Annotated in this window: 6 protein-coding genes; all 6 read left to right on the plus strand. The window is 62.4% G+C overall.

From position 1 onward, the window contains the following. Positions 1–28: 28 nt before the first annotated feature. The 6 genes from fadI to GWQ22_RS16305 all read left to right on the plus strand — a co-directional run bounded on the left by fadI (position 29) and on the right by GWQ22_RS16305 (position 7,548). The gene (gene fadI, locus GWQ22_RS16280; protein WP_042037315.1) at positions 29–1,339 is read left to right on the plus strand and encodes an acetyl-CoA C-acyltransferase FadI; all 1,311 of its coding nucleotides are present in this window, start codon (positions 29–31) and stop codon (positions 1,337–1,339) included. After that, complete coding sequence (gene fadJ, locus GWQ22_RS16285) at positions 1,339–3,486, plus strand: fatty acid oxidation complex subunit alpha FadJ (protein ID WP_275930952.1); 2,148 nt, start codon at positions 1,339–1,341, stop codon at positions 3,484–3,486. The genes fadI and fadJ overlap by 1 nt, the downstream gene beginning before the upstream one ends. 289 nt (positions 3,487–3,775) lie before the next feature. After that, on the plus strand, positions 3,776–3,916 hold the full coding sequence (locus GWQ22_RS16290; protein WP_005301193.1) for a TIGR02808 family protein: 141 nt from the start codon (positions 3,776–3,778) through the stop codon (positions 3,914–3,916). A gap of 191 nt (positions 3,917–4,107) precedes the next feature. Beyond that, complete coding sequence (locus GWQ22_RS16295) at positions 4,108–4,665, plus strand: YaeQ family protein (protein WP_042037313.1); 558 nt, start codon at positions 4,108–4,110, stop codon at positions 4,663–4,665. An 11-nt stretch (positions 4,666–4,676) separates the two neighbouring features. After that, complete coding sequence (locus GWQ22_RS16300; protein WP_275930953.1) at positions 4,677–5,561, plus strand: AEC family transporter; 885 nt, start codon at positions 4,677–4,679, stop codon at positions 5,559–5,561. Positions 5,562–5,769: 208 nt separating this feature from the next. Further along, positions 5,770–7,548 carry a sigma 54-interacting transcriptional regulator gene (locus tag GWQ22_RS16305; RefSeq protein ID WP_345893645.1) on the plus strand — a complete coding sequence of 593 codons (1,779 nt, stop codon included), beginning with the start codon at positions 5,770–5,772 and terminating at the stop codon, positions 7,546–7,548. Positions 7,549–7,664 lie beyond the last annotated feature (116 nt).

The raw sequence follows: 7,664 nt of genomic DNA on the forward strand, positions 1-7,664 counted from the left end.
CCTCTGCCTTTTAACCCAAGGAGCCAGGATGAAACAGCCATTGAAACTGACGACTCGCCAGGGCGAACGGATTGCCGTCGTGGCGGGTTTGCGTACCCCCTTTGCCAAGCAGGCCACCGCCTTTCACGGCGTGCCCGCGGTGGATCTTGGCAAGCTGGTGGTGAGCGAGCTGCTCGCCCGCACCGATCTCGATCCCACACTCATCGACCAGCTGGTGTTCGGCCAGGTGGTACAGATGCCGGAAGCGCCCAACATAGCCCGCGAAATCGTGCTCGGCACCGGCATGAGCGTTACCACGGATGCCTATAGCGTGTCGCGCGCCTGCGCCACCAGTTTCCAGGCGGTGGCTAACGTCACCGAATCCATCATGGCCGGCACGGTCGACATCGCCATCGCCGGCGGGGCAGACTCCTCCTCCGTGCTGCCCATCGGCGTCAGCAAGAAGCTGGCGCGCGCCCTGGTGGACCTCAACAAGGCACGTAACCTGCAGCAGCGCTTCAATATTCTGCGGACATTGAGGATCAAGGATCTGATGCCGGTGCCGCCCGCTGTGGCCGAGTATTCCACTGGCCTCTCCATGGGGCAGACCGCCGAGCAGATGGCCAAGAGCCACCAGATCAGCCGCGAGGCGCAAGATGCGCTGGCCCACCGCTCCCACAGTCTGGCGGCGCAAGCCTGGGCCGATGGCAAGTTGAGCGGCGAGGTGTTTACCGCCCATGTGCCCCCCTACACGTCGCCGCTGGAGCGGGACAACAACATCCGCGAAGCGTCTGATCTGGCGAGCTACGCCAAGCTCAAACCCGTGTTTGACCGGGTGCATGGCACAGTGACCGCCGCCAACGCCACCCCGCTTACCGACGGCGCCGCCGCGGTGCTGCTGATGCGCGAAGGGCGGGCCAAAGAGCTGGGACTTGAGCCGCTTGGCTATATCCGCAGCTTCGCCTTCTCTGCCATCGATGTCTGGCAGGACATGCTGATGGGTCCCTCCTATGCTACGCCGCTGGCGCTGGACCGCGCCGGCATCACCCTCGCCGATCTCACCCTGATCGACATGCACGAGGCGTTTGCCGCCCAGACTCTGGCCAACCTCAAGATGTTTGCGAGCGCCGAGTTTGCCCGTGACAAGTTGGGGCGCAGCCAAGCCATAGGTGAAGTGGACATGGACAAGTTCAACGTCCTCGGTGGCTCCCTGGCCTACGGCCATCCTTTTGCCGCGACGGGCGCGCGCATGATCACCCAGACGCTGCACGAGCTGCGTCGTCGGGGTGGGGGATTGGGGCTTAACACCGCCTGTGCGGCGGGTGGGCTCGGTGTGGCCATGGTGTTGGAGGTAGAGTGATGAGCGAGAAGAGTTTTTCCCTGGCGGTACGCCAGGATGGCATCGGTATTCTCACCATGGATGTACCGGGCGAGAGCATGAATACCCTGAAGGCCGCCTTCGTGGACGAGGTCCGCACCGTGCTGGCCGAGGTGAAGGCCAACAAGGAGCTGATCGGTCTGGTGGTGGTCTCCGGCAAGAAGGATTCTTTCATCGCCGGTGCCGACATCAGCATGCTGGCGGCCTGTAGCAGTGCCCAGGATGCCCAGACGCTGTCGCGGGAAGGGCAGGTGATCTTTGCCGAGATCGCGTCGCTGGCCATCCCGGTGATCGCCGCCATTCATGGCCCCTGCCTTGGCGGCGGGCTGGAGCTGGCGCTGGCCTGTCATGGCCGGGTGGTGACCGATCACGGTATAACCGTGCTGGGACTGCCGGAAGTGCAACTGGGCTTGCTGCCGGGCTCTGGCGGGACCCAGCGGCTGCCGCGCCTCATCGGGGTGGCCAAGGCACTGGATCTGATGCTGACCGGCAAGCCGGTAAGAGCCAAACAGGCCAAAAAACTGGGACTGGTGGACGATGTGGTACCACTTTCCATCCTGCTTGCGGCCGCCATCAAGCTGGCCAAGAAGGGCAAACCCCGCCACGAGCTGAAGCGGGATCTGCAGGGCAAGCTGCTGGAGACCAATGCGCTGGGTCGCAAGGTCCTGTTCGATCAGGCCCGCAAGGGGGTCAAAGCCAAGACCCGGGGCAACTACCCGGCGCCGGAGCGGATCCTCGAGGTGGTACGCATCGGGGTGGAAGAGGGCATGCAGGCAGGCCTTGCCGCCGAATCCCGCCACTTTGGCGAGCTGGTGATGACGGCGGAATCCGCCGCCCTGCGCTCCATTTTCTTTGCCACCACCGAGATGAAGAAGGAGGTCACCTATCAGGGGGCCGAACCGCGCAAGGTCACTCACGCCGCCGTGCTGGGCGGGGGCCTGATGGGGGGCGGCATCGCCTTCGTGACCGCCACCAAGGCGGGGGTGCCGGTGCGGATCAAGGATGTGGCCAACGCCGGTATCGGCAATGCCATGCGCTACAGCTACGAGATCCTGGCCAAGAAGCTCAAGCGTCGCCACATGTTGCGCAGCGAGCTGGAGAAGCAGATGAGCCTGCTGTCAGGCACGTTGGACTACTCGGGTTTTCACCGGGTGGACATGGTGGTGGAGGCGGTGTTTGAAGATCTCGCGCTTAAACATCAGATGGTGAAGGAGGTGGAGCGCGAATGCGGTGACCACACCGTCTTTGCTTCCAACACCTCCTCCCTGCCTATTCACCAGATAGCGGCCGAGGCGGCGCACCCGGAGCGGATTGTGGGGCTGCACTACTTCAGCCCGGTGGACAAGATGCCGCTGGCCGAGATTATTCCTCACGCTGGCACCAGTGCCGAGACGGTGGCCACCACGCTGGCGTTTGCCCGTGCCCAGGGCAAGACGCCCATCGTGGTGAAAGACGAGGCCGGTTTCTACGTCAACCGTATCCTGGCCCCCTACATGAACGAGGCGGCGCGGCTGGTGCTGGAAGGGGAGCCGGTGGAGGTGCTGGATGGTGCCCTGCTCGATTTCGGTTTTCCAGTCGGCCCCATCGCCCTGCTCGACGAGGTGGGGATAGACGTGGGTGCCAAGATCTCCCCCATTCTGGAGAAAGAGCTGGGCGGCGAGCAGTTCCAGGCGCCCAAGGCGTTCGACAAGCTGCTGCAAAACGATCGTAAGGGACGCAAGAACGGCAAGGGCTTCTACCTCTACGGCAAGGCGGCGCCGCGCAACAAGCTGACCGGCAAAGAGGGCAAGAAGACGGTGGACGAGAGCGTCTACGCCGTGCTGGGAGTCAAGCCTGTGCCCAAGCAATCCCGGATGGAGATGGCCGAACGCTGCGTGCTGATGATGCTCAACGAAGCAGCCATGGCGCTGGACAGCGGCGTGGTGGCCTCGGCCCGTGACGGCGACATAGGCGCCATCTTCGGCATCGGCTTCCCGCCCTTCCTCGGCGGCCCGTTCCGTTACATGGACACGCTCGGCATAGCACATCTGGTGGGGCGCCTCGAGCACTACCAGAAACGCTACGGCGACCGCTTTGCACCCTGTGAGCGTCTCAAGGCGATGGCGGCGGAGCAGTTGAGCTTCTATTAAGCAGAGTGTCGTGCCGGTGACGGCAGGGCCCATCTCAAGGAGGCGACCCCCGGGTCGCCTCCTGCATTTTGTGCGATCCCTGAAGGGGCGGCAGGCAACATGGGTTGAATTGTGTCCATATTTGGCCTGGCCAAGGGCTAAATTGTTGATCCAGCGCAAAGTAGCCCCCTATTTATTACTTTGGTGGCATAGGACTCAGGCGCCGGTTGGGGTCAAATAGCGTCATCAGGAACGGGGAGATAACCCCGTCACGAAAGGAACACCCATTTCACTGGATGAAGGACACATAATGAGTCTGCTTGAACAAACCATCTGGACTGTATTGGGATACGGGGCCATGCCCTTTATCTTCCTGAGCGGGTTTGTGGCGGTGGCAGTGACCTGCTGCTTGCTGCTCAATGCCTTCGGGGTCAAGTCCGCCGAGAAGTGATACGCTTCTTTCGTTCATACCGCCAAATGCCAGTCTTCGGACTGGCATTTTTTTTTAGCCTTTTTCGACACTTATCCGCGAGGCTCAGGCCAAATGTGTGGTCAAGGTGGTCGAACCGATCGCCGATTTTGATTACACTGACGCGCAGTTTTTCCACCCCGGATTGATCACTCAAGGTATTCAAGGTTTCTATGGCTCTCAAGGCAACCGTATTCAAGGCTCAACTCAGCCTGTCCGACATGGACCGCCACCAATATCAGGACGTCTCACTGACCCTGGCTCGTCACCCTTCCGAGACCGATGAGCGCATGATGATCCGGCTGGCGGCTTTCGCCTGGCACGCCGCCGAGCGGCTGGAGTTCACCAAGGGGCTCAGTGCCGACGACGAGCCCGAGCTGTGGCGCAAGAACTACTCCGACGAAATCGAGCTCTGGATCGAACTGGGCCAGCCCGACGAGCGCCGTCTGAAGAAGGCGTGCAACCGCTCCCGTCATGTGGTGCTCTACCTCTACGGTGGCCGTGGCACCCACGTCTGGTGGAAGCAGAATCAGGGCAAGCTCAGCCAGCACGACAACCTCACGGTGATCGAGCTTTCCGACAGTCAGACCCTGCCACTGACCGCCATGGTGGCGCGCACCATGCACCTCACCTGCACCATCTCCGACGGTCAGCTCTGGGTCAGCAACGGCACATTGGAAGTGACACTGGATCCCGTCTTGCTGATGGGGCCACCCGCCCGCGAACTGTAAAGAGCCCGCCCATGTTCAGCGCACTGCTCAATATCGTCATCCCCGTGTTTGCCGTGGTGGGCCTCGGCGCACTCTATGGCCGGCTGCGGCCGGGCGGGGCGTTGGGCTATGTCAACCGGGCCAATATCGAGCTGTTTACCCCGGCGCTGGTGTTTTCGGCACTGGTCAAGTACCCGCTGGCGCTGATGGCCCACCTGCCGCTCATCGCGGCGGGGGCCTTGGTTATCCTGTTGCCGGGTCTGCTGCTCTCCTTGCTCAGGCTAACAAGCATCAGCCGGCCGGCGCTGATCCTGCCCGCCATGTTTCGCAACACGGGCAACCTCGGCATTCCGCTGATGGTGCTGGCCTTTGGCGAGCAGCAGCTGGGCGCCATTATCATACTGTTCGTGCTCTCCAACCTGCTCCACTTCTCGGTGGGCATGTTCATCCTCTCGGCCAACACCTCCCGCTGGCTCTGGCTGCGCAGCCCGGTGCTGTGGGCCGCCTTCGCCGGTTTGCTGGTGGCTAACCTGCACATTGCGCTGCCGGAATACCTGGTGACCAGCGCCTCCTTGCTCGGCCAGATCTCGGTGCCCCTGATGCTGTTTGCCCTCGGTATCCGCCTGATGGAAGGGGAGCTTGACCACCTGGGGCTCGCCCTCAAGTGCAACCTGCTCTACCTGTTGGCGGGCGGCGTCTCGCTCTGGCTGGCGGTCTGGTTGCTGCCCTTGCAGGCGGAGTGGATCCCGCTGCTGATGCTGTCGGTGGCGTTGCCCCCTGCGGTGCTCAACTACATGCTGTGCGAGCAGTACCAGTGCCAGCCCGAGAAGGTGGCCAGTATCGTGCTCGGCGGCAATGCGCTCTCGGTCGTGGTGATCCCGCTGGCGGTCTGGCTGGCCCTGCATCTGGGCGGTTGACCCCGTGTTGCTTGCAAGGACGCCTGCTGGCGTCCCTGGCTTGCTCCTTCGCTCTTATTTTCCCCTGTCTGCGCCAACTCTCACTCCCGGCAGAGGGGGGAGTGCAAGTTCCCTTTTCGTGATCCTCGGCGAAGTTGCTGCCGTCGAATTGGCATAGTATCTGGCCAGCATGAATCCCACCCTGGGTGGGAGCCAAGGGATGAACAGCATGATGTCCGTCAGTAACCAATGTTTGTTGATGCAGATCCAGCCCACCATCTTGCGCTTTGCCAAGATGCTGGCCAGCGTGCTGCAACTGGAAGTGGAAATCGTCGACGCCAACATGGTGCGGGTGGCGGGAACCGGGCCTTACGGCACGTTTTTCGGCCGCCAGCTGGAGGGGGACTCCCGCTTGTTGCGCTACGTGATAGAGCACCAGAGCGAGAAGATAGTCACCCACACCAGCGAGGATCCTGTCTGTGAGGGGTGCAGCTGCAAGGATAGCTGCCGGGAACGCGCCTTCCTCGGGGTGCCCATCATGGTGGAGGAGACCTGCATCGGGGTCATCAGCCTGGTGGCCTTCAACGCCGAGCAGCAGGCCCGCCTCAATAACAACCTGCAGGAGGTGTGCGACTATGTGCAGCACATCTCCTGCATCTTCGTGGCCAAGCTGCTCGATTCCCGTGGCTTGTCAGACGGGGTCAACAAGGTGTTCCTGACCCTGATGAGTCACATGGATCAGGGTTGCCTGCTGCTCGACGAGAAGAGCCAGCTGCGCTATGCCAACGAGGTGGCGCTCAAGCAGCTCAACTGCCAGCAAGAGCAGTTGCTGGGGCGCGAGATTGGCGTGCGTCCGCTCACCTTCGCCCAGCAGGGGCTGACCGGGCACATGCAGCACATCATCACACTGGCTGATCGCCAGGAGCTCATCATAGGCCAGCTGCACCATGTGCAGGGCCAGCAGCTGTTTCTGATGGCGTTTCACCAGTCCCATCCGGCCCTGAGCCAACCGCTGGAGCCGGACGAGGGCATGGCGCTGCTGATCGGCGAAAGCAAGCCGATGCGGGCGTTGAAAAAACTGCTCCATCGCATCGCCCTGAGCCCCTCCAGCGTGCTGGTCTGCGGTGAGAGCGGTACCGGCAAGGAGGTGGTGGCCCGCGCCATTCACCGCCACAGCCCTCGCCATGACAAGCCTTTCATCGCCATCAACTGCGCCGCCATTCCGGAGCAACTGCTGGAGAGCGAGCTGTTTGGCTACGTGAAAGGGGCCTTCACCGGCGCTTCCAGTGGCGGCAAGCAGGGGCTGATCCAGGCCGCCCATCAGGGCACCCTGTTTCTCGACGAGATAGGGGACATGCCGCTCACCATGCAGGCCAAACTGCTGCGGGTGCTGGAGCTGCGGGAAGTGACCCCCATCGGCGCCAGCCGCCCCGTGCCGGTGGACATTCGCATCATAGCCGCGACCCACCAGCATCTGGAGCAGTACATTGCCGAGGGCAAGTTTCGCGAAGACCTCTTCTATCGTCTCAACGTCATCCCCATCCACCTGCCGCCGCTGCGCGAGCGGGCAGGGGACGTGGCGCTGCTGACCCACTACTTCCTCAACTTGCACACCAGCCGCATTGGCCTCATCTATCCGGGGCTGAGCCCGGAGGTGATGGGCCTGCTTGAGGGATATCGCTGGCCCGGCAACGTGCGCGAGCTCAGCAACCTCATCGAATACCTGGTCAACGTGGTGCAGGCGGGGGAGGTGATCGAGAGCATACTCCTGCCCCCCAACATATTGCGCAACCAGCACCGTGATACAGAGACGATATCTGAGGATTTGCAGCAGCCCTCCCATCTTTTGCACAATCAATGGCACGGCGCCGGGGAGAACCCGGTGGCTGCGGGTCGTCCCGCGCCGGGCACTGCCTCTCCCGCCATGGCTGAAACTGGCCCGTCCGAGCGCAGCCGGGAGCTGCCCCTCGGGGAAAACGGGCTGGAGAGCATGGAGACTGTCTCTTGATCAGATCTTGATCCCCGAAGCCATCATCTCTTTGGCGGCAATAAAGCCGTCCAGTTTACTTTGCAGTGTTTGCCAGCCTTCCCAGAGTGAGCTCCAGCCTGCAATCCCTGTTCGCT

Origin of the sequence: Aeromonas sp. 1HA1 (assembly GCF_029237385.1) — a bacterium.
In the GTDB taxonomy this organism is placed as follows: Bacteria; Pseudomonadota; Gammaproteobacteria; order Enterobacterales; family Aeromonadaceae; genus Aeromonas; species Aeromonas popoffii.

What these genes read in the sequence shown, in the direction of transcription:
- fadI (WP_042037315.1), top strand. Translation starts at nt 29, where the DNA reads ATGAAACAGCCATTGAAACTGACGACTCGCCAGGGCGAACGGATTGCC.
- GWQ22_RS16295 (WP_042037313.1), top strand. Translation starts at nt 4,108, where the DNA reads ATGGCTCTCAAGGCAACCGTATTCAAGGCTCAACTCAGCCTGTCCGAC.
- GWQ22_RS16300 (WP_275930953.1), top strand. Translation starts at nt 4,677, where the DNA reads ATGTTCAGCGCACTGCTCAATATCGTCATCCCCGTGTTTGCCGTGGTG.
- fadJ (WP_275930952.1), top strand. Translation starts at nt 1,339, where the DNA reads ATGAGCGAGAAGAGTTTTTCCCTGGCGGTACGCCAGGATGGCATCGGT.
- GWQ22_RS16290 (WP_005301193.1), top strand. Translation starts at nt 3,776, where the DNA reads ATGAGTCTGCTTGAACAAACCATCTGGACTGTATTGGGATACGGGGCC.
- GWQ22_RS16305 (WP_345893645.1), top strand. Translation starts at nt 5,770, where the DNA reads ATGATGTCCGTCAGTAACCAATGTTTGTTGATGCAGATCCAGCCCACC.